General features: G+C 58.7%; 17 protein-coding genes and 1 pseudogene. 5 read left to right on the top strand and 13 right to left on the bottom strand.

The window, feature by feature from the left end; all coding sequences use genetic code 11:
• Window positions 1–8: 8 nt before the first annotated feature.
• A complete protein-coding gene (gene flhA, locus QMX86_RS05035; RefSeq protein WP_016771062.1) occupies window positions 9–2,138 on the bottom strand; it encodes a flagellar biosynthesis protein FlhA in 2,130 nt (709 codons plus the stop codon).
• 621 nt (window positions 2,139–2,759) lie between these two features.
• On the opposite strand from flhA, the gene QMX86_RS05030 reads away from it, so the two are divergent.
• The 5 genes and pseudogenes from QMX86_RS05030 to QMX86_RS05010 all read left to right on the top strand — a co-directional run bounded on the left by QMX86_RS05030 (window position 2,760) and on the right by QMX86_RS05010 (window position 9,028).
• On the top strand, window positions 2,760–3,119 hold the full coding sequence (locus QMX86_RS05030) for a DUF6124 family protein (protein WP_282385834.1): 360 nt from the start codon (window positions 2,760–2,762) through the stop codon (window positions 3,117–3,119).
• 241 nt (window positions 3,120–3,360) lie between these two features.
• Window positions 3,361–5,643 carry a hypothetical protein gene (locus QMX86_RS05025; RefSeq protein ID WP_282385836.1) on the top strand — a complete coding sequence of 761 codons (2,283 nt, stop codon included), beginning with the start codon at window positions 3,361–3,363 and terminating at the stop codon, window positions 5,641–5,643.
• Window positions 5,644–5,811: 168 nt separating this feature from the next.
• Window positions 5,812–6,033, top strand: a pseudogene (locus tag QMX86_RS05020) (hypothetical protein); the annotation flags it as partial.
• A 274-nt stretch (window positions 6,034–6,307) separates the two neighbouring features.
• A complete protein-coding gene (locus QMX86_RS05015; protein WP_282385837.1) occupies window positions 6,308–8,491 on the top strand; it encodes a hypothetical protein in 2,184 nt (727 codons plus the stop codon).
• A 177-nt stretch (window positions 8,492–8,668) separates the two neighbouring features.
• Complete coding sequence (locus QMX86_RS05010) at window positions 8,669–9,028, top strand: DUF6124 family protein (protein WP_122704710.1); 360 nt, start codon at window positions 8,669–8,671, stop codon at window positions 9,026–9,028.
• Between the two features lie 167 nt (window positions 9,029–9,195).
• Here QMX86_RS05010 and QMX86_RS05005 read toward each other — a convergent pair whose 3' ends face one another.
• From QMX86_RS05005 to QMX86_RS04950, 12 genes are all read right to left on the bottom strand, one after another.
• Window positions 9,196–9,432 (bottom strand): hypothetical protein, encoded by a 237-nt coding sequence (locus QMX86_RS05005; protein ID WP_110645073.1) that lies wholly within the window; start codon window positions 9,430–9,432, stop codon window positions 9,196–9,198.
• A gap of 139 nt (window positions 9,433–9,571) precedes the next feature.
• Window positions 9,572–10,711 (bottom strand): flagellar biosynthesis protein FlhB, encoded by a 1,140-nt coding sequence (gene flhB / locus QMX86_RS05000; protein WP_110645072.1) that lies wholly within the window; start codon window positions 10,709–10,711, stop codon window positions 9,572–9,574.
• 3 nt (window positions 10,712–10,714) lie between these two features.
• On the bottom strand, window positions 10,715–11,500 hold the full coding sequence (fliR, locus tag QMX86_RS04995) for a flagellar biosynthetic protein FliR (RefSeq protein WP_073472764.1): 786 nt from the start codon (window positions 11,498–11,500) through the stop codon (window positions 10,715–10,717).
• A 3-nt stretch (window positions 11,501–11,503) separates the two neighbouring features.
• Entirely contained in the window at window positions 11,504–11,773 is a 270-nt protein-coding gene (gene fliQ / locus QMX86_RS04990; RefSeq protein ID WP_016771067.1) for a flagellar biosynthesis protein FliQ, read from the bottom strand.
• Complete coding sequence (fliP, locus tag QMX86_RS04985) at window positions 11,770–12,528, bottom strand: flagellar type III secretion system pore protein FliP (RefSeq protein WP_016771068.1); 759 nt, start codon at window positions 12,526–12,528, stop codon at window positions 11,770–11,772. The genes fliQ and fliP overlap by 4 nt, the downstream gene beginning before the upstream one ends.
• Window positions 12,528–12,980: a flagellar biosynthetic protein FliO gene (gene fliO, locus QMX86_RS04980; RefSeq protein ID WP_073472766.1), complete on the bottom strand. Its 453-nt coding sequence runs from the start codon at window positions 12,978–12,980 to the stop codon at window positions 12,528–12,530. The genes fliP and fliO overlap by 1 nt, the downstream gene beginning before the upstream one ends.
• Window positions 12,981–13,442 carry a flagellar motor switch protein FliN gene (gene fliN, locus QMX86_RS04975; protein WP_162999812.1) on the bottom strand — a complete coding sequence of 154 codons (462 nt, stop codon included), beginning with the start codon at window positions 13,440–13,442 and terminating at the stop codon, window positions 12,981–12,983.
• Window positions 13,443–13,494: 52 nt separating this feature from the next.
• On the bottom strand, window positions 13,495–14,463 hold the full coding sequence (gene fliM / locus QMX86_RS04970) for a flagellar motor switch protein FliM (protein WP_003222890.1): 969 nt from the start codon (window positions 14,461–14,463) through the stop codon (window positions 13,495–13,497).
• 9 nt (window positions 14,464–14,472) lie between these two features.
• Window positions 14,473–14,976 (bottom strand): flagellar basal body-associated protein FliL, encoded by a 504-nt coding sequence (gene fliL, locus QMX86_RS04965; protein ID WP_110645071.1) that lies wholly within the window; start codon window positions 14,974–14,976, stop codon window positions 14,473–14,475.
• Between the two features lie 297 nt (window positions 14,977–15,273).
• Window positions 15,274–16,638, bottom strand: a complete 1,365-nt coding sequence (locus QMX86_RS04960; protein WP_282385843.1) for a flagellar hook-length control protein FliK — start codon at window positions 16,636–16,638, stop codon at window positions 15,274–15,276.
• A 105-nt stretch (window positions 16,639–16,743) separates the two neighbouring features.
• Complete coding sequence (locus tag QMX86_RS04955) at window positions 16,744–17,091, bottom strand: Hpt domain-containing protein (protein ID WP_071171443.1); 348 nt, start codon at window positions 17,089–17,091, stop codon at window positions 16,744–16,746.
• 30 nt (window positions 17,092–17,121) lie between these two features.
• Window positions 17,122–18,825, bottom strand: coding sequence for a fused response regulator/phosphatase (locus QMX86_RS04950; protein ID WP_282385845.1), 1,704 nt, complete (start codon window positions 18,823–18,825; stop codon window positions 17,122–17,124).

Here is an 18,825-nt window from a genome sequence, read left to right as displayed (position 1 = left end):
CCACTACCTCAGCCGTTGGGCCCTACTGTCGCAACGATGGTCACTTGCTTGTTGTCCGGTACTTCCTGGTAGGCCAGCACATGCAGGCCTGGCACTGCGAGGCGGCCGAAGCGCGAGAGCATCGCGCGAATCGGGCCTGCAACCAGCAGGATCACCGGCTGGCCTTGCATTTCCTGACGCTGGGCCGCTTCGATCAACGAACGTTGCAGCTTCTCGGCCATGCTCGGCTCCAGCAGAACGCCCTCTTCCGAGCCTTGTCCTGCCTTCTGCAGACTATTGAGCAATATCTGTTCCAACCTTGGTTCCAATGTGATTACAGGCAGCTCGGACTCAGTGCCTACAATGCTTTGGACGATTGCACGGGATACGCCGACCCGCACAGCGGCGACCAGCGCGGCGGTATCTTGACTCTTGGCAGCGTTGTTCGCGATCGCCTCGGCGATGCTGCGAATGTCGCGCACCGGCACGTGCTCGGCGAGCAGCGCTTGCAGGACCTTGAGCAACTGCGATAGCGAAACCACGCCCGGCACCAGCTCTTCCGCCAGTTTCGGCGAGCTCTTGGCCAGCAATTGCATGAGTTGCTGCACTTCCTCGTGGCCGATCAGCTCACTGGAGTGCTTGTACAGAATCTGGTTCAAGTGGGTGGCGACCACGGTGCTCGCATCGACCACGGTGTAGCCGAGCGATTGCGCCTGGGCGCGCTGGCTGATTTCGATCCACACCGCCTCCAGGCCAAAAGCCGGATCTTTGGCGTTGATCCCGTTGAGCGAGCCGTACACCTGGCCCGGGTTGATCGCCAGTTCGCGATCCGGATAGATCTCGGCTTCGGCGAGGATCACGCCCATCAGCGTCAAGCGATACGCGCTCGGCGCCAGATCGAGGTTGTCGCGGATGTGCACGGTCGGCATCAAAAAGCCCAGATCCTGCGAGAGCTTCTTGCGCACACCCTTGATCCGCGCGAGCAATTGCCCACCCTGATTGCGGTCCACCAGCGGAATCAGGCGATAGCCGACTTCCAGGCCGATCATGTCGATCGGCGTCACGTCGTCCCAGCCCAGCTCTTTGGTTTCCATGGCGCGTGCCGGCGACGGCAGCAGTTCCTGCTGACGCTTGACCTCTTCCAGCGCCACGACCTTGGCGACGTTCTGCTTCTTCCAGAACAGGTACGCGCCGCCCGCAGCCAGCGCCGCCATGCTCAGGAAGGAGAAGTGCGGCATGCCCGGCACCAGGCCCATCACCGCCATCAAACCTGCGGCCACGGCCAGCGCTTTCGGCGAGGCGAACATCTGGCGGTTGATCTGCTTGCCCATGTCTTCCGAGCCGGAAGCACGGGTCACCATGATCGCCGCTGCTGTAGATAACAACAGTGATGGCAATTGCGCCACTAAACCGTCACCGATGGTCAGCAAGGCGTAAACCTTGCCCGCATCGCCGAAGCTCATGCCGTGCTGGAAGATACCCACCGCCATGCCGCCGATGAGGTTGATGAACAGAATCAGCAGGCCGGCGATCGCGTCACCACGGACGAACTTGCTGGCACCGTCCATCGAACCGTAGAACTCCGCCTCCTGGGCGACTTCCTGACGGCGCGACTTGGCTTGATTCTGGTCGATCAGGCCGGCGTTGAGGTCGGCGTCAATCGCCATTTGTTTGCCGGGCATCGCATCGAGGGTGAAACGCGCGCTCACCTCGGAAATCCGCCCGGCACCCTTGGTCACCACGACGAAGTTGATGATCATGAGGATCGCGAAGACCACGATACCGACCACGTAGTTACCGCCGATCACCACCTCACCGAAGGCCTGAATCACCTTACCGGCGGCGGCGTGGCCGTCCTGACCGTGGAGCATCACCACCCGCGTCGAGGCCACGTTCAGCGCCAGGCGCAGCAGCGTCGCCACCAGCAGAATGGTCGGGAACACGGCGAAATCCAGCGGCCGCAGCGCATACACGCAGACCAGCAGGACGACGATGGACAGGGCAATGTTGAAGGTAAAGAAGACGTCGAGCAGGAACGGCGGTACCGGCAACATCATCATCGCCAGCATGACCAGCAGCAACAACGGCACGCCCAGATTGCCTCGACTGAGGTCGGCAACGTTGGTGCGTGCTGTATTGAATAACTGAGTGCGATCCACCGGTTTTCCCCGTTCCTTTAAAGCAAACTTTTGACGCCCCGAGCGGACGCAGGGCGGCTATTGCAAGAAGCTTTCCAACTTTTGCCGGGGAATGAAATAGAGCGGTTTTACTTGGAATTATCGGCTGATTGGGCTGACCCCTTCGCGAGCAGGCTCGCTCCCACAGTTTGAAATGCATTCCCAATCGGACATTTGGAATACGGCCCCTGTGGGAGCGAGCCTGCTCGCGAAGAGGCCATCGAATGCGGCGCATTTTTTTCGATTTAAACGAAGCTGTTTAAAAGACACCTGCAGACACGGTCTCAAGGCTACAAATCCTTGCGCCATTGCCTACAGCCAAGCCAGAATCCGCCGGCTTGTGCGCTTTGGGGTCGAGTTCTATCGTGGTCCGGTCGCTGACGAATCAGCGATCGGGTTTAGCGACCCGGACCAACTCAGTGCATCAGCGATCGTGGCTTCGCTGCGGGATTTTTCGCCCGCAATAACGTTATGGCGGCTGTATGCGGGAGACCTTCGGGTCTACCGGGGTGCCTGAGACCGGTTCGCTAACCTGCGTACAGCTGCCACCTTCACTTGTTTAGCGACAGGGGAAAGTGGCCCCATAACCTCAGGAGCTTCACCATGATCAAACCAACACCCAACCCGCCCGAATCCGGCCCCACCTCCCCCTACGAATCCCTCGACTCAAAAAAACTCCACCAAGCCGCCGACCGCGCCCTCGACCATTACCTCTGCCCACCCGGCTCCACCCCACCGCCGTTCAGCCCCCGCGCCATGTACGCCGTCACCGCCGACACCAAAAACGAAGACCTGCTGGCCAACGCCTGCGAAACCCTCGCCTCGGCCAAAACCATCGCCCAGGAATTCGCCGGGCTGGTGAAACCGTCGCAGCGCCGAACGCTGATGGGGATTGCGCAACTGATCATGCTCGGCGAATTGGCGGTGAATCGGGTGCTGGATAATCTGGAGTTGCCGCAGTAGCGCGGCGTCATGATGATCGTTCCCACGCTCTGCGTGGGAATGCAGCACGGGACGCTCTGCGGCCCATCCCGAGCCCAACGCGGAGCGCCGTTAGGCACTTCTACGCACAGAGCATGGGCACCGAACCACAATGACCACTCATCTGAATACCGCTAACACCTGTCAGGTTTGACAGGTGCGCAATCCCTAATTAAACGCTCTGATGATTCCTGTCCTTTCCCCCCCCGCAGGAGTTTCACCCATGAGCATAAACCAGACACCGCACAACAACGTCCTGACGTTAAACCCACCCCGAGCTCCTGAAGCTACCAGGCCGGTGATCGGCGCAGATTATGGTGTGCCCATACACGTATACGACCTCAAACCCATGGGCCTGACCATCAAGGTCGACCCCCCGCTGGCCGGGACAGTGAAAGAAGGTGACGTGATTCGCCTGTGGCTGAACAACGCCCGTACTGAAGCCACAAAAACCATCGGGCCGGGCGAGGAAAATGACATCCATACCCTGTATCTGCCCAAAGGTTTATTACTAACGAATCGCCTCAACACGCTTGTTTTCACCATCACCCGCGGTAGCCAGAACGAGGGCACGTCAACACCCGAGCTGACCCTGTTGTATAACGACATCCGCCCCGGCATGGAGGATCAGACGCCCGGCGACCGCGCACATTCCGAATTGCATTTGATCCTGCCGGACGACGCGCGCTACGACGGCATTGATGCCGAGCGCGCGAAGGAAGGCGTGCAAGTGTGTTTCGCCTACCCCTACTGCCGGGCGCATGACGTGATCCGCTTGAACTGCAACGGCAAGGATGTCGTGCGCATTGTCGCCCCCGGTGAAGCGCCTGCCACCCCGTCTGCCGAGCGGACAACGATTTGCGTAATGGTCGGGGAAGAGGTGTTTCAGCAAGCGGGCGACAGCCCGAACTTTGTCTTTTCCTACACTGTCACCGATCAGCTCGGCAACGGGCCGGATACCGACTCGCCATACTCGGGCACGGTTGAAATAGATGTGCACCTAAAGGAACCGCGACTGGTCGCCCCCGATCTGGCCGAAGATCCGAACGATCAGAGCGATGACCCAAGCACCATCGATCTGTCCAAACTTGGCAGTAAAGATCTCACCGTCCTGGTGCACGCCTTCGCGCCGACATGGCAGCCCAACGACAAAATCCGCGTGACCTACACCGCCACCAAACCAGAAGCCCCGGTGGTGACGCACATCGTTGAGGCCGATGTCGGGCGCATTCCGTTCACCTACAAACTGATGGTGCCCAATGCCAAAGTGATCGCCGGTAGTGTGGTGCGGGCGAAATATGAACTGGTGCGCGGCGGCATCACTATTGCGACCTCCAAGACCACCACGGCCGATGCAATCGGCGGCAGCACCATTGTGTTGCTGCCCCCGTTTCTGGTGTCACCGGCCGTTGACCCGATTGATGTACTGGCCTATCCGAACGGCGTGACGGTGCGCATCGAGTATCTTGGCGCTTTAAAAGGAGACCGTGCACGACTGGTAGAAGTCAATGCACCGGCGGGCTCGCCGCAATTTCCATTGGTGGAATTCAATGCCAACAAACGGGTGAACACGTTATTGAGTCCGGCATTTCTGGCAGCCCGGCATGGAAAAGTGATTGAGCTGCGCTGGAATTTGAATCGCAATGGGGGTAGAGCTGGACAATCAGAATCGGTCAAGCTGAACGTGTCAAAGATTATAGATGGCGATGAGCGTTTACCTTCTCCGAGCGTGCCACAGGCGCCGGATAACAAAGTGCTAGATTTGCGTACATTTGAAGGAGCCGCCGAGATCACCGTGATACCTTGGATCGGAATTAGCACTGAAAACTTCGTAAACCTGAAGATTGCAGGAAAAGATAACAATGATGATAACTGCGTCATACCAATATTAACTGACCACAACATCACGGAGACGGAAAAAGCGTCAGGACTAAAGGAAAGCGTTTCTAGGGAAAAGCTTTTAACACTCAAGCACGACACTAAATTTGAGATTCTCTTCGAAGCGTTACCGAGCGCCACCATAAACTCGACACCAATTATCTTCCCCACGTTAAATTTGAACTTATTGAACGAGCCTTTGATTGTAATGGAAGATTTCGAGACGGGCACCGACGGAAACAAGCCTGTTGGCACAGTCATGGACTTTCCAAGCATGACCGTTACGGTCGTAGCGGGGAATTCTAGCATTGCCACTAGTAACATTCTCGCCCCGTATGTGACATCTAAATATATATATATTTACCACAATTCAACTTTAAGATTCACACTGAAAAATACAGCAAGAAGTATTAGATTCGGCATCGCATCCATCTCTCGAGTTCAAACGAACTACACATGCTACGATGAAAATCTACAGCTAATTAAGTCACACCTCACGCCCCCATATGAAGTGCCAGATCAAGTCTGGGCCGAGATCACAGAAACACCGAACAGAAAAATAAAGTACATAGACTTAACTAACGGGGGATCTGGCTGCTCCGTGGATAACTTCTCGATAATTAATTGATCCATTGCTGTGACGCCGTCATAGATCGCTGGGCATCGGATTGTTCTCGATGCCCAGCGCTACGGCAAATAGACTCAGTTTGGAGTTTTTAAATAGTGATCGCGTTAAAAAATACCTGCAGACACGCCCTCCAGCCTACAAATCCTCGCGCCACGGCCTACAGTCAAGCCAAAAACCGCAGGCCTGTACGCCATTACCGCCGCCACTAAAAGCGAAGGCCTGTTGGCAGACGCTTAAGAAACCCTTACCTTCGCCAAAACCATCGCCCAGGAATTCGCCGGGCTGGTCAAACCGTCGCAGCGCCGAACGCTGATGGGGATTGCGCAGTTGATCATGCTCGGGGAATTGGCGGTGAATCGGGTGCTGGACAATCTGGAGTTGCCAGGATGATGCGGTTCGGCTGAGTGATTCGGGTGAGAGTGCCGGCCTTTTCGCGAGCAAGCTCGCTCCCACATTTTGATCCTCTTGGGTGCAAACCTTGCAGCGGCTGAAGATCCTGGGGTGCAGCTTGCGCGAGCTCGGCCTCTCTGCGGCACAGGAGCGCCCACCTCTTCAGCGATACCATTGGTCGGAAAACCGTCCCCACCTGTCAGATCTGACAGGTGACGGACGCCTCGTTCTGCGTTGTGATGAACCTTGCCTGCCATTGTTCCTGGAGAACAGAATGAGCGTTCAAGTCAATTCACTCGAAGCCAACGCAGCCCTGGCCTTGTATCCCGTGTACCCACCGCAATGGATAACACCGGTGCTGCCTGCAGGTACTGCTGATGGCGGCCTTCCTCTCTCGGCATTCATCCCTGCTGGCGTAGAACTTGTCATCGACCCCATAACAGGCTTGCGGAACTGGGTCATGGCGGCTTATGACGTCGTGACTATTTTTGTCAACGGAGTCAGCACCGGCATCAGCAAAACCATCTATCCCGGTGAGGAGCAGGAACGCATTCTTTTGCACGTGCCGGCGAGCTGGTTCACAAACGGTGTCAACGATGTCCGCTACAGAGTGACCCGAGTCGGCGGCAACAACGCAGATTCACCCACACTCAAGCTGCTCTACAACAACCCGGCGCCTACCGTCACCGTCAGCCATCCAGCCAGCGTCGTACCCGAGCAGACGGCAGTCATCACGATCACCGTCGGTTACCCACGGCCTCACGACACGGTGACGCTCACCATAGGCACCTGGAGCATCACATTTCCCAACCCCACAAGCCCGATCAACCACACCCTGACGGCTGCAGAATTGCAGTTGATAGGCGACGGCACCCATTCGGTCTTCGCCACGGTGCGCGATCAATTGACCAACAACAATGAGTCGGCGAAGACCCCGATCACTATCACCGCCAATCAGAAGGTGTACAACTCGCCGATAATCGCTGAGGCCGTGGACGGCATGCTCGACGTGGCCGCACTGAGGGGCCAAGACGCCACGCTACGAGCACGCAACTGGACGGGAATCCAGGTCGGACAGCAGGTGTGGCTGAAGGTCACTGGCCAGAAACCCGACGGCTCGGCGCACGTCCTGCAATTCTGGAATGGTGACACCCACAAGGTGAATGCGACCTGGGTTAGTCAGGGGTTCTGGGATAAAGCGCTGCTCATAGCTTTTCTGAAAGAATTGAAAGAAGGATCGCTGTTGAAACTGGAATTCTGGGTATCGGAGGACAAGAGCAATGACTTCGCCAGCGCCACGCAGTTTCCGTATCAGGTGTATACCGTCATTGGCCTGCAACTTGTCCTGCCACCCCCAACCTTGACCCCGCCCACTGTGCCGATTGACGTTTTGGCTAATCCGGATGGGGTAAAGCTTCAGATAACAGGCTTTGCAGCAGAGAAAGACGATAAGGCTCAATTCGTCCAGGTGAACGCGCCGGCCGGTGCACCACCGTTTCCGGTGGTGGATTTTGTTGGTGGGATTGCAGAGATTTTATTGAGCGCTGCGTTTCTGGCGGCTTGGCATGGCAAGGCGATTGAGTTTCGGTTGGATTTGATTCGTAGCGGAGTTGTGGCCGGCGAATCACTAGCGGCCACGTTTGAAGTTATGAAAATCACGGATGGTGACACACGCTTGCCGACGCCCATTCTTGCAGGAAATAACAGTAGCTCTCTGAACATCACTCAAATTCAAATTGCTGATCAAACGACAGTGGCAGCTTGGCCACACACCCCCAAGGAGCGGCTATGGTTGCATTTCGAAGGGTTTGACAGGAGCGGCAAAAAAGTTGAGCTTTATGCCCCCCAAGCAGAACTTAACACCTCACCTCCCGGCTTTGCTCGAGCCGTACCGTTAATATTATTGAAATCACTGGGAAACAGAACAACTTTGCACATAACTTTCATTGTCAATTTCGCTGGTGAACCCACCCTTGTGAATGCCACGCGATTTCCACCTAGGAGTTATTTGGTTCAGGCACCGGAACGTCTCAATGACTTCACAAACTTTGCCAATCTGCAGCGAAACGGATGGGAAAATGGGCCGGCAATCATTGATCAGAGAGACTGGAGCTATAGTACATTTCTCGGATATACCTCTTTGACGAACAGCACTTATACAAATAGCTCAGCAGGGGTAGTATTGCGCAAGGTCTACAGCAATCTTGTGATAGGTCAAACCTATGAATTCTCTCTTTTGGCGACTAATGGAACCTGGCAGCCGGCAGCACAATTAACATTCAGATCTAATTACGGGACAATTATCAGCACATTCACCCCACCGAATCTTAGCTGGACACGCTACTCTGGCAATTTCGAAGCGCAGTCAAGTCAAATGATCTTTGAGTTTGTGAACGCCATCGCTACAGGGGCTGGCAATGACTATTTCCTGACTAATCTGCGCCTGATGGAAGTCTAGGCGACAAAGTGCTCGCATTTATGAGTATCAAGCGATGAACCGGAGGCTGGATAACCTGAAATAAAGGGGATGCTTATATCTACCGGGTGCCTTTGACCGGTTCGCTAAGCCGCGTACAGCCGCCACCCTCCTGTTTAGCGACAGGTTGTCGCGGCTCCATTTCAAAGGAGCTTCACCATGATCAAACCAACACCCAACCCACCCGAAACCGACCCCACCTCCCCCTACGAATCCCTCGACTCAAAAAAACTCCACCAAGCCGCCGACCGCGCCCTCGACCAGTACCTCTGTCCACCCGGCTCCACCCCACCGCCCTTCAGCCCCCGCGCGATGTACGCCGTCACCGCCGACACGAAAAACGAAGACCTGCTGGCCAACGCCTGCGAAACCCTCGCCTCCGCCAAAACCATCGCCCAGGAATTCGCCGGACTGGTCAAACCATCCCAGCGTCGAACGCTGATGGGGATTGCGCAACTGATCATGCTGGGTGAGCTGGCGGTGAATCGGGTGCTGGATAATCTGGAGTTGCCGCAGTAGCGACACGCGATGATCGTTCCCACGCTCCTGCGTGGGAATGCCTCAACGGACGCTCCGCGTTCGGCTTTCGAAGGGACGCGGAGCGTCCCGGGCTGCATTCCCACGCAGAGCGTGGGAACGATAATAAAAACCGCCGCCCTGTTTTCAGCGGTTTTGCAATCAATTGTTCAATACCGAAGGATTTTCACTTTTCCATTCTTGCTCTTGGATAATTCGAACTCGACCTCTCCGCCCACTTTGACGTTCGCCTGCTGGGCATCGGTCAATGGAATGTTGAATCGGTATTCTTTGGCGGTCAGAAAAAACCCCGTGGCTTCGGCAAAGGAAAGCGATCGTCCCGATTGCTTCGGCGTGATGGTGCCTCTTCCAGTTTTTTCGTCATAGCTGCTGAAAATACCTTTCATTGCCTTGCTCCCTGCACTCGTCCGCATAACCGCGCCAGGTTCGCGGCAGCACCTTGCATCAAACTGCAAAATCACGACGAGCGCACCTGTCAGAGTTGACAGTAAGGGGAGATCTCAGACCAATGGCTGCGCAGCACCATCAAGAATCCCGACGCAAATCCGGCGGAATCGGCAAATCATCCTTCAGCGGATCCGGGCGCTTGCCCTTGCCCGCCTGGTGTTGGCGGATCTGGTAGACGTAGGCCAACACCTGCGCTACGGCCAGATACAGCCCGCCGGGGATTTCCTGCTCCAGTTCGGTGGAGTAATAGATCGAGCGCGCCAGCGCAGGCGACTCAAGCAGCATGACGTTGTTGGCCACGGCGATTTCGCGGATTTTCAGGGCGATGAAGTCGCTGCCCTTGGCCAGCAGCACCGGTGCGCCGCCCTTTTCCGAGTCGTATTTGAGTGCGACGGCGTAGTGGGTCGGGTTGGTGATGACCACGTCGGCTTCGGGAATCGCTGCCATCATGCGCCGCTGGGACATTTCGCGCTGGGTCTGGCGGATGCGTTGCTTGACCTCTGGGCGACCTTCCTGGTCCTTGTGTTCGTCGCGCACTTCCTGCTTGGTCATCAGCAGCTTCTTGTGCGCTTCCCAGAGCTGCACCGGCACGTCGACGGCTGCGATGATGATCAGGCCGCAGGCCAGCCACAGCGTGCTCCAGCCCACCAGCAACACGCTGTGGATGATCGCCATGTCCAGTGGTTCGTGGGCAATGCGCAGCAAGTCGTCGACGTCGGCGGACAGCACCAACAGCGCCACGCCCAAGGTAATCAGAAACTTCGCCAGGGCTTTGAGCAGTTCGACCACAGCCTTGAACGAGAACATCCGTTTGAGGCCGGCGGCCGGGTTCATCCGGCTGAATTTGGGTGCCAGCGAACTTGCCGCGAACAGCCAGCCACCAAGGGAGATCGGCCCGATGATGGCGGCGAGCAACAGGGTGATCATCACCGGCTGAATCGCCAGCAAGGCGATCAACCCTGACTCCAACAGAAAACGGCCCATGGCGCCCTGATCCATGACCACTTCGCGGGACAGGGTGAAGTTCAGGCGCATCACGTCCATCATTTCTTGCGCAAGCATGCCGCCGAAAATCAGCAGCGCAGAGGCGCCAGCCATCATCACGGCGAGGGTGTTGAGTTCTTTGGAACGGGCGATTTCACCCTTCTCACGGGAGTCCTTTTTGCGTTTCTCCGTGGGGTCTTCCGTTTTGTCCTGACCGCTTTCGCTCTCTGCCATGACTCAGCGCGCCCGTGCCAGTTCGCGTAGCAACTGCAAGGCCTCGCTGGCCAGCGGTTGATACTGGTTGAGAATGTCCGCGAGCCCCACCCAGACGATGAACAGGCCGAGCACCAGGGTCAGCGGAAAACCGATCGAGAAGATGTTCAGTTGCGGCGCGGCGCGGGTCATCACGCCGAAGGCGATGTTGACTACCAACAGTGCGGTGACGGCCGGCAATACCAGCAACAGCGCGGCGCCGAGCACCCAACCGAGTTTGCCGGCCAATTCCCAGTAATGCGCAACCATCAAACCACCGCCGACCGGCAGCGTGGTGAAGCTTTCAGTGAGGACTTCGAACACCACCAGATGGCCGTTCATCGACAGGAACAGCAACGTCACCAGCATGGTGAAGAACTGCCCGATCACCGCCACCGAAACGCCGTTGGTAGGGTCGATCATCGAGGCGAAGCCCATGCCCATCTGCACCGCGACGATCTGCCCGGCGACGGCGAAGGCCTGAAAGAACAATTGCAGGGAAAAGCCCAACACCGCGCCGACCAGAATCTGCTCGCCAATCAGCAGCAGGCCGCTGAGATCCAGCGGGCTGACGGCGGGCATCGGCGGCAGCGCCGGGGTGATGACCACGGTGATCGCCACGGCGAAATACAGGCGCACGCGCCGCGGAATCAGGGTGGTGCCGAACACCGGCATGACCATCAGCATCGAGGCGACGCGAAACAGCGGCAACATGAACGACGCCACCCAGGTGCTGATCTGGGTGTCGGTCAGCTGAAGCAGCGACTGCATGGCTTAGCCGATGACCATCGGAATGTTTTTGTACAGCTGGATGATGTATTCCATGAACGTCTGCACGATCCAAGGACCGCCGATGATCAGGGTCACCAGCATCACCAGCAGACGCGGCAGGAAGCTCAGGGTCTGTTCGTTGATCTGCGTGGCAGCCTGGAACATCGACACCAGCAGGCCGACCAGAAGGCTCGGCACCACCAGGATGGCGACCATCATGGTGGTCAGCCACAGGGCTTCACGAAAGATATCGACCGCGACTTCCGGCGTCATGGCGAAACACCTCCAAAACTGCTGGCCAGAGTACCGATGATCAGCGCCCAGCCATCGACGAGCACGAACAGCATGATCTTGAACGGCAGCGAAATGATCAGCGGCGAGAGCATCATCATACCCATGGCCATCAGCACGCTCGCTACCACGAGGTCGATGATCAGGAACGGAATGAAGATCATGAAGCCGATCTGGAAGGCGGTTTTAAGCTCGGAGGTTACAAACGCCGGCACCAGAATGGTCAACGGCGCCTGATCCGGGCTGGCGATGTCGGTGCGCTTGGACAGGCGCATGAACAACTCCAGATCGCTGGTGCGGGTCTGCGCGAGCATGAAGTCCTTGATCGGCACCTGAGCCTTTTCCACCGCTTGCTGGGCGGTGAGGGTTTCCGCCAGATACGGTTGCAGCGCGTCGTTGTTCACCCGGTCGAACACCGGCGCCATGATGAACAGCGTCAGGAACAGCGCCATGCCGGTGAGGATCTGGTTCGACGGCGTCTGTTGCAGGCCGAGGGCCTGACGCAGGATCGAGAAGACGATGATGATCCGCGTGAAGCTGGTCATCAGGATGACCGCCGCTGGAATAAAGCTCAGCGCGGTCATGATCAGCAGGATCTGCAGACTGACCGAATATTCCTGCGCGCCGTCGGCATTGGTGCCCAGCGTGATCGCCGGGATAGACAACGGATCGGCGGCGAACGCCAGCGGCGCGGCCAGCAACAGGACCAGCGTCAAGACGATGCGGAGCGCACCCATTACTTCGTATCCTTTTGGTCCTTGCCAAGAATCTTCAGCAGATGCTGAGCAAATTCCGGCGTCGCTTTTTCACTGGCGGTGGGGACTTCGACCGGCTCTTTGAGCACGTGCAGCGCGGTGATGGTGCCGGGGCTGAGGCCGAGCAGAATCTGGTCTTTGCCGACCTGCACCAGCATCAAGCGGTCACGCGGGCCAAGCGCGCGTGAACCGATCAACTCGATCACCTGGCCCTTGCCCGCCGGCCCCGCCTGTTGCACGCGGCGCAGCAGCCAGGCGAGGAAGAAGATCAAGCCCAGCACCAGCAGCAAACCGAACACCAGTTGCGTCAACTGACCGGCCACGCCGCTGTTGACCATCGGCGCGGTGGCGGCAGGCGCGGCAGTAGTTGCGCCCGGTTCGGCAGCCAGCACGCTCAACGGCCATGCCAGCAGCACCCAGAGAAACCTTTTCACTCAGCGCAGCTTCTTGATGCGTTCGCTTGGGCTGATCACGTCAGTCAGGCGGATGCCGAACTTCTCGTTGACCACCACTACTTCGCCGTGGGCGATCAAGGTGCCGTTGACCAGCACGTCGAGCGGCTCACCGGCCAGACGATCGAGCTCGATCACCGAACCCTGGTTGAGTTGCAGCAGGTTGCGGATGTTGATGTCGGTACTGCCGACTTCCATCGAGATCGACACCGGAATGTCGAGGATCACGTCCAGGTTCGGGCCATCGAGGGTCACCGGATCGTTGTTCTTCGGCACGCTGCCGAACTCTTCCATCGGCAGACGGTTGGAGCTGGAAGTGCCGGCGTCGGCGGCCAGCAGTGCATCGATGTCAGCCTGGCCGGCATCACCGGTTTCTTCCAGGGCCGCAGCCCATTCATCGGCGAGTGCCTGGTCGTCCTGCGCGTTCATATCGTCGTTCATCATGTGTCCTCGGCGGGCAACAATTCGGTTAAATACGGGGGTGAAAAGCGCCGCCTCAGCGACGCTCGATCGGCTCGATCACCTGCAACGCGAGGTTGCCTTTGTGCGAGCCCATCTTGACCTTGAAGGCCGGCACGCCGTTGGCGCGCATGATCATGTCTTCCGGCATCTCGACCGGGATCACATCGCCCGGCTGCATGTGCAGGATGTCGCGCAGCTTCAACTGGCGGCGGGCCACGGTGGCACCGATCGGCACGTCGACATCGAGCACGTCCTGGCGCAGGGCGTTGACCCAGCGCTCGTCCTGATCGTCGAGGTCGGACTGGAAACCGGCATCGAGCATCTCGCGCACCGGCTCGATCATCGAGTACGGCATGGTCACGTGCAGATCGCCGCCACCGCCATCGAGTTCGATGTGGAAGGTGGAGACCACAATCGCTTCGCTCGGGCCGACGATGTTGGCCATGGCCGGGTTCACTTCCGAGTTGATGTACTCGAAATTGACCTCCATGATCGCCTGCCAGGCTTCTTTCAGATCGACGAACGCCTGCTCCAGCACCATGCGCACTACGCGCAGTTCGGTCGGGGTGAATTCCCGCCCTTCGATCTTGGCGTGACGGCCGTCGCCACCGAAGAAGTTGTCCACCAGCTTGAACACCAGTTTGGCGTCGAGGATGAACAGCGCGGTGCCGCGCAGCGGTTTGATCTTGACCAGGTTGAGGCTGGTCGGCACGTACAGCGAGTGCACGTATTCGCCGAACTTCATCACCTGCACGCCACCGACGGCCACGTCCGCCGAGCGGCGCAGCATGTTGAACATGCTGATGCGGGTGTAGCGTGCGAAACGCTCGTTGATCATTTCCAGCGTCGGCATGCGTCCACGGACGATGCGATCCTGGCTGGTCAGGTCGTAGCTTTTGACACTGCCGGGTTCGGCAGCATTATCGGTCTGTACCAGACCATCATCGACGCCATGCAAGAGCGCATCGATTTCATCCTGGGACAGCAGATCCTGCACGGCCATGTCGTGTTCCTACTGCAGTACGAAATTAGTGAAAAGCAACTGTTCGATGACCACTTTGCCCAGTTCTTTCTGCGCCACTTCCTGGACGCTGGCGGTGGCCTTCTGGCGCAACATCTCCTGGCCGACCGGGGTCGCCAGTGTGGCGAAATCCTGACCGGAGAAGAGCATCACCAGGTTGTTGCGGATAACCGGCATGTGCACTTTGAGCGCGTCCAGATCGGCCTGATTACGCGCCAGCATGGTGATGCTCACCTGCATGTAGCGCTGACGGCCGTTCTGGTTGTAGTTGGCAACGAAGGCCGGCGCCATCGGCTCGAAAATCGCCGCCTGCTTGCCGACCGGCGCTGCGTCAGCGGCCTCGGCAGGCTTGCTCTGCGCGCCGTGCATGAAGAACCAGGTCGCCCCGACGGATGCACCAATGGCCACCAGCAACGCCAGCACGATCACGATGATCAGCTTGAGTTTGCCTTTGGTTGCGGGGTCTTTTACTGCTGCAGCTTCGCTCTTCGCCATGCCAATAATCCGTCACTAATCGGGGGTTTCACAGTCGCACGGCAAGGCAAGAGCAAGTGTTATGCCAGAACTGTCGGAGGTCGAGAACGACGCTAAAGTCAAAAGCACCCTCACCCCAGCCCTCTCCCAGAGGGAGAGGGGGCCGACCGAGGTGTCAGACGTCAAACATCGACCTGAAAGACCGAGTCGATTATGGATTCACAGCAGAAGTATCCGGTCGGCGTACTTCGCGAGCATCCCCCAGTCAGTCCCCTCTCCCTCTGGGAGAGGGCTAGGGTGAGGGGCTCTTGATTTTGCTCAAGCGTAATAGTCGACCGCGCTGCTGCCGATCACGCTGGTGGTTTGAGCGGCGGTTTCAGCAATGGCGGTCGGCGCCAATTCCTCATCCGCCGAATCCAGGCGGCCACCCGCAGCACTGGTCCGACCACTCTGGCCCTGCTGCGCCTGCTCCTGGCCTTGCTGCCCCTGCCAACCACGGTTCTGGTCGGCAACGTTGACGTCGACCTGGCCCATGCCCTGCTGGTTGAACATGTCACGCAGGCGATGCATCTGACTGTCGAGCGCTTCACGCACGCTCGGGTGCGCGCTCATGAAGGTGACCTGGGTCTGCTGATCGGGAACCATGTTCACGCGGATATCCAAGCGCCCCAGCTCCGCCGGCTGCAACTGAATGTCGGCGGCCTTCAGGTTGACGCTGGACAGGTACATGACGCGGTTGACCACCTCTTCGGTCCAGCCGCTCTGGTGCATGGCGATCGGCTGATTCACCGGCAGCGCATTGGCGGTTTTCGGCGTAGCGGCCTGGGTCAGTGCCGCCAGACGGTTGGCGAAGTCATCGACGCGGGTGTCGCTGGTAGCCGATTTCAGATCCTTCAGACCATCGTCGATCAGCCCGCTGAAAGCTTGTTCGCCGCCCTGACTGGTGCTGTCCTTGTCGGCCTGCACGTCGAGCATGCTGGCCATGCCGGCGGCAAAGTTCTGCGCGGCGGTCAATTCGCCGTCAGCCTGAGCTTGAGCAGGCGTGGCTTTCGGTTGCGCCTGGCTGGCGGCAGAAATATGCCCGCCCTGCTCCATCGCCATGCGCACGGCCGGCAGCGAATCGAGAGGGTCGGCTGACGGATCAAATTCGCTGTCGGTGGCCGCCGGATCTTTGACCATGCCCGACACGACCGCCAATGCAGGCGCTTCGGTTTCCGGCTGGGCTGGCGTTGCGACTGTTGGAGTCGGCACGACAGGCGCCGCCAATGGCTGAACGACTTGCGCCAGGGCCGGATCCAGCGTCGGGTCTACTGGCGCGGCATCGGCCACAGGGATTTGTACCGTTTCAGCGGTGTCATCGGCAGTGGCAGTCGCGTCGTCGCTCGTCGCCGCTTTGTCGGCAGGCAACGCTTTGCCGCTATCGGCAACAGCTGGCTCGGGCGCGGCAGACTGATCTTTGCCGATATCCTTTTTGCCGCTGCTGTCTGCGACCTTATCGCGTGCCGGCTTGACTGAGTTGTCGGCGCTCACGGCAGGCTTGGCCGGCGCCTGATCGGCAAACACTCTGGCGAAGCTGGAGGCCTTGTCCCCGGCGTCTGCGGCCATTGCCGACGATTTGGCAGAGGCGGCTTGCGCCTTGGCCTGAGCGGCGGTCTGAAGAAGAATGTTGGGGGTCGCAGGCATGACACGGTCTCCGCTGCACTGGGATCGTAGGTACAGTTGAGCAAGATGACTGCAAGTGCCGGGCCAGTTTGGCCTGACACTTGCGAAAAGCGCCGTACGATGAGATCAATGAGTCAAAGCATGCTGCCGCTCGTCTTCGTAAACAGGGCGGACATCTGCGAACTCGCCAGTGATGTCAGCCACCATCCTGGCGATTTCCGAGGGGCTTTTATCTTTGGCTTCCGATTCCAGCTCTTGGCAGAGCGCCGCCAAGCGGACAGCTCCCATGTTGCTGGCGCTGCCCTTGAAACTATGGGCAACTGCCGATAACACTTTGGCATCAGAGGTTTTTTGCAACTCGCCCAAGCGACTTTCGGAATCCGCCAGAAAGGTATCCAGAAGCTCCGGATAACCCTCCTCCATGATTTCGCGCAGTGCGCTCAGCGCCTCGCGATCAATATGTGTGTCTGTCACTTGCTCACTCCTTGATCAAGAATGGGCGGATTATGCCTCAATCTCCCAGAAAAACTCCACGCTGGCACTACGACCCTGGTCCGACCAACTGGCGTTGCGCCCCAGTTGCCGGACCAGGCTGATGCCGCGACCCGACAAGCGGACGTTATCCACGGGCCGTTCCATAAGCCGCGCCACATCAAAGCCCTTGCCGCTGTCCTCGACGCGAATGACCAGGCGCCCGCCCTCGCCCTGCGGCTGGACCTGCAAATGTACGCGCACATAACCATCCTGCAGCGCCTCCAACCGCGCCGCGCGCATTTCATAGTAGCGGGCGAAACCTGCCGCATCGCGTTTGAGGCTGGAGTCCAGCCCGAGCACGCCATGCTCCAGGCCATTGGAATACAACTCGGCGAGCACGCTGTACAGCGCTCCGCTTTGCGCGCGCAAGCCATGCACCTCAAGCAGCAACTGCAAGAGGAACGGCAACGGATTGAAGCGCCTGAGCGTGGCGCCGCGAAATTCGAAACTGGCCGACCAGTCCAGCGGGCACGACTGGCCGCTGTCGGAATACACCGGCGCCGCGCCGTGCGTCTGCGCCGACTCGAGCAGACTGACCTCGACCATGCTCACATCGTCACGGGCCTGCCCGCGAAAATCGCGCAGTGCCTGTTCGATATCCTCGAACAACCGATCCGGCTCGCGGTTCGCCGCAAACACCTGCTGCAAGCGTTCGACGCCGAACAGCTGGTCATTGGCATCGCAGGTATCGATCACCCCGTCCGATAACAGAAACACTCGATCATCGACGGCCATCGGATACACATCCGTACGGTCATCGAAGGCTTGCGCGCTGAGAATCCCCAGGGGCAAATGCCGCGCCGGCAACGGCACGCGCTCGCCACTGGCCATGCGGTGCAAGTAACCGTCGGGCATGCCGCCGTTCCACACCTCCACCGAACGGCTCTGGAAACTCAGACTGAGCAAGGTAGCGCAGCAGAACATGTCCACCGGCAGGATGCGCTTGAGCTTGGCGTTCATCTCGCGCAGGGTTTCGGCCAGGCCGTAGCCTTTGGCGGTCATCCCGTAAAACACTTCGGCCAGCGGCATCGCCCCCACCGCTGCCGGCAAGCCATGCCCGGTGAAATCGCCGAGCATGACGTGCATGTCACCGGCCGGCGTGTACGCCGCCAGCAACAGATCACCATTGAACAGCGCGTAAGGCGATTGCAGATATCGGATGTTCGGCGCGCTCAGGCAACCGGAATGCGCGACCTTGTCGAACACCGCTTTGGCCACGCGTTGTTCGTTGAGTAGATAGTCGTGATGTCTGGCGATCAGGTCGCGCTGCTGCAGGACAGTCGCCTGAAGGCGGCGCAAGCGATCCATCGCCTTGATTTTGGCGGCGAGTATCACTTGGTTGTACGGCTTCGCCAGAAAATCGTCACCGCCAGCCTCCAGACACCGAGCCAGCGCTTCACTCTCGGTCAGCGAGGTGAGGAAGATGATCGGCACCAGCGCTTCACCCGCCAGCGCCTTGATCCGCCGCGCCGCTTCGAAGCCGTCCATCACCGGCATCAGCGCGTCCATCAACACCAGATCGGGCTGCTGCTCTTTGAACGTTTCGACCGCTTCGGCACCATTGGCCGCCGTCAGCACCTGATGGCCCTGACGGCGGACAATGGTTGACAGCAGCAGCCGGTCGGCGGCGCTGTCTTCGGCGATAAGAATGGTCAGCGGCTCTTGCGCCTGCAT

This window comes from Pseudomonas sp. PS01270, from assembly GCF_029959775.1.
Classification (GTDB): Bacteria; Pseudomonadota; Gammaproteobacteria; order Pseudomonadales; family Pseudomonadaceae; genus Aquipseudomonas; species Aquipseudomonas atacamensis.
This window is presented reverse-complemented; position numbering and strand designations above follow the sequence as displayed.

Excerpts from the sequence above, each read along its gene's own strand:
- QMX86_RS05030 (WP_282385834.1), top strand. The coding sequence starts at position 2,760 with ATGATCAAACCAACACCCAACCCGCCCGAATCCGGCCCCACCTCCCCC.
- QMX86_RS05025 (WP_282385836.1), top strand. The coding sequence starts at position 3,361 with ATGAGCATAAACCAGACACCGCACAACAACGTCCTGACGTTAAACCCA.
- QMX86_RS05015 (WP_282385837.1), top strand. The coding sequence starts at position 6,308 with ATGAGCGTTCAAGTCAATTCACTCGAAGCCAACGCAGCCCTGGCCTTG.
- QMX86_RS05010 (WP_122704710.1), top strand. The coding sequence starts at position 8,669 with ATGATCAAACCAACACCCAACCCACCCGAAACCGACCCCACCTCCCCC.
- QMX86_RS05005 (WP_110645073.1), bottom strand. The coding sequence starts at position 9,432 with ATGAAAGGTATTTTCAGCAGCTATGACGAAAAAACTGGAAGAGGCACC.
- flhB (WP_110645072.1), bottom strand. The coding sequence starts at position 10,711 with ATGGCAGAGAGCGAAAGCGGTCAGGACAAAACGGAAGACCCCACGGAG.
- fliR (WP_073472764.1), bottom strand. The coding sequence starts at position 11,500 with ATGCAGTCGCTGCTTCAGCTGACCGACACCCAGATCAGCACCTGGGTG.
- fliQ (WP_016771067.1), bottom strand. The coding sequence starts at position 11,773 with ATGACGCCGGAAGTCGCGGTCGATATCTTTCGTGAAGCCCTGTGGCTG.
- fliP (WP_016771068.1), bottom strand. The coding sequence starts at position 12,528 with ATGGGTGCGCTCCGCATCGTCTTGACGCTGGTCCTGTTGCTGGCCGCG.
- fliN (WP_162999812.1), bottom strand. The coding sequence starts at position 13,442 with ATGATGAACGACGATATGAACGCGCAGGACGACCAGGCACTCGCCGAT.
- fliM (WP_003222890.1), bottom strand. The coding sequence starts at position 14,463 with ATGGCCGTGCAGGATCTGCTGTCCCAGGATGAAATCGATGCGCTCTTG.
- fliL (WP_110645071.1), bottom strand. The coding sequence starts at position 14,976 with ATGGCGAAGAGCGAAGCTGCAGCAGTAAAAGACCCCGCAACCAAAGGC.
- QMX86_RS04960 (WP_282385843.1), bottom strand. The coding sequence starts at position 16,638 with ATGCCTGCGACCCCCAACATTCTTCTTCAGACCGCCGCTCAGGCCAAG.
- QMX86_RS04950 (WP_282385845.1), bottom strand. The coding sequence starts at position 18,825 with ATGCAGGCGCAAGAGCCGCTGACCATTCTTATCGCCGAAGACAGCGCC.